Below are 2134 nucleotides of genomic sequence, written 5' to 3' on the forward strand. Positions count from 1 at the left end.
GACGGTCAGGTGGGCTGTGGTGCCGGGTGGGGCGGGTTCGACGGTGATGTGGAGGAGGTCGCCGTTGGGCAGGCGGTGTCCGGGAGCGTTGTAGTACTCCTCGACCCCTTGGCGGAGTTTGTTCCATGCCGTCGTGCTGTTGGCGCCGTTGAAGGCGACGGTGATGGTGAGGTCGGTGACGGTGTCGTCGTCGTGCAGGAAGCGGCGGACGTCGAAGCGGGAGGGGACGGTGAAGCGGGGGGTGCGGTCCGGTCGCATCCGGGGCCGCGTGGCGGGCTCGGCGTCGGCGGGAGCGGGCCGTGTTTCAGCGAGCGCGAGATCGACGTCCCTGAGGGCGTCTGCGAGGACGGTCGTATGCCTTGCCCATTCCGCTCGCAGGGAGGCCTCTTGCTGTGGATCGGTGGCGGTGTCGATCCGGTGCTGGAGGTCGTCGGCGTACTGGCCGGCGGTTTCCAGGGCGGACTCGGCGGCGCGCAGGCGGGCCCGTGCGGCGATCTCCTTCTCGGTCAGCGGCTCGTCGGTGCTCGGCGGTTCGTCGCTCGGCGCTGTTGCGGTCTCCCGCCGGGGTGACTGTTCGCCCGACTTCTGTCCGGGCCGGGGCGCTCGGGCGGAGACGGTCTGGGGTGGGGTGGGTGTGACGGGCAGGACGATCGGCGTGTTCGTGCCGTGGTAGGTGATGGGTGCGCCTTCGCCCAGTGCGAGGAACTCGTTCTCGTCCTCACGCAGGAAGAGGGTGTGCTCCGACCATGTATCCCCCTTGGGCACAGCCCGGCTCTGGAGGTAGGTGCCGAACACGTGGTGCAGGGGCACCTCTTGGGAGGTCACCCAGAAGGGGCCCAGTGTGTGACTGTCCGTGTCCGTGGGGTCCTTGTACGGCTCCATGAGACTGTACGACTCCGCAGGGCCCCGCTTCATCTGAACCTGTCCGCCCACCGGAGGCATGGTCTCGTTGTACTGCTCGAGCAGGCTTCGCTCCTCCAGACGGATGAGCTGTACGACCCCTCGCGCGGCGTCGACGTTCGGGATCTGTACCCGATGCAACACCTCATAGGTGAAGGCGTGTTGAGCCGCCATGCTCCGGACGTACGTGGGAGTGAAGGCGGTCACCGGGAAGTCTCTGCCCCCGTCCTGCCAGCTGTCGCTGCGCACGAGGCTGCTCTGCTCGTCGAGCCGGGACATGTGGTAGCCCTCCCCGTTCCGCGGGGGACGGAAGTGGCTGACCATCACCTTGAAGTACTGAGCACTCGAATGGATGGAGCCACCGGCCTGGCCGTTGGACCAGTCGGCCAGCCAGTCGCTGTCCCCGCCGTTGTCGTTCACCCAGGCGTGGAAACGGGAGGATACGCCGTGCTCACCGCGCAGGGATCCGCCCACTGGACGCTGCGCAGAGGGGGCGCTGTCGGTGGGGTCGGTCAGCGCCCACACCGGGCCTGCGTCCGACTCCAGTCGGGCCGGCAGCCCGTCCAACAGGTCGCCCTCGCCGAGCAGCATCTGCATCCGCAGGAACTCGCTGCGGTACTCCGGGAGCCACCCGTCCGCCTCCAAGAGGGAGTTCGTCGTCAGCAGTCGCTCCGCAGCGTTCCTCTCGACCCCGGAGGCGTTCTCGTCGGCGGCGACGACGCCGGCCCGCTGCACGATGAGTGACAAGTACTGCTGGCTCGTCACCAGCAGCGAGTCGTAGGCGTTCACGCCCTCATACGGGTCAGTCCACTGGAAGATCGCCCGGTCGCCCGGGTAGACCATGGGGTAAGTCCTGCCGTCCCCCAGAGTGATCACGCTGAAGTCAGGCAGCCCCGGAGCGTTCGACCAGAGTGTCGCCGCGGTGAAGGGGCCCGCCGGCAGTGCGTCGGGTGAGAGAGCGGTCGGTACCGGCGGGGACGCACTTCGCCGACTGTCCTGGTCGTCCTGACCGCTCTCGGGGTCCGCCTGCTCGTCGGGCTGTGCGGGCGCCGGCGGCAGGTAGACCGGCGTCGGCGCGGCAGCAGGCGGAGGAAACGCCGTCGTGTGCCCAGACGTGCCGACGGTCGGGGAAGAAGGGCCCCAGTCGGTGTCGTCGGAGTCTTCTGCTTCTGAGTCGGAGTTCGGTCGGGGGCCGCGTGGGATCGGGAGCATGCGGGGGGCGACGGCGTCGGTG

General features: G+C 68.8%; 1 protein-coding gene. It reads right to left on the reverse strand.

The features are described from left to right. Positions 1-1743: hypothetical protein (locus ACFWEE_RS32605; RefSeq protein ID WP_386894848.1), on the reverse strand; the 1743-nt coding region annotated here is incomplete at its 3' end. Positions 1744-2134 lie beyond the last annotated feature (391 nt).

This window comes from Streptomyces sp. NPDC060184, from assembly GCF_042728795.1.
Lineage (GTDB): Bacteria > Actinomycetota > Actinomycetes > Streptomycetales > Streptomycetaceae > Streptomyces.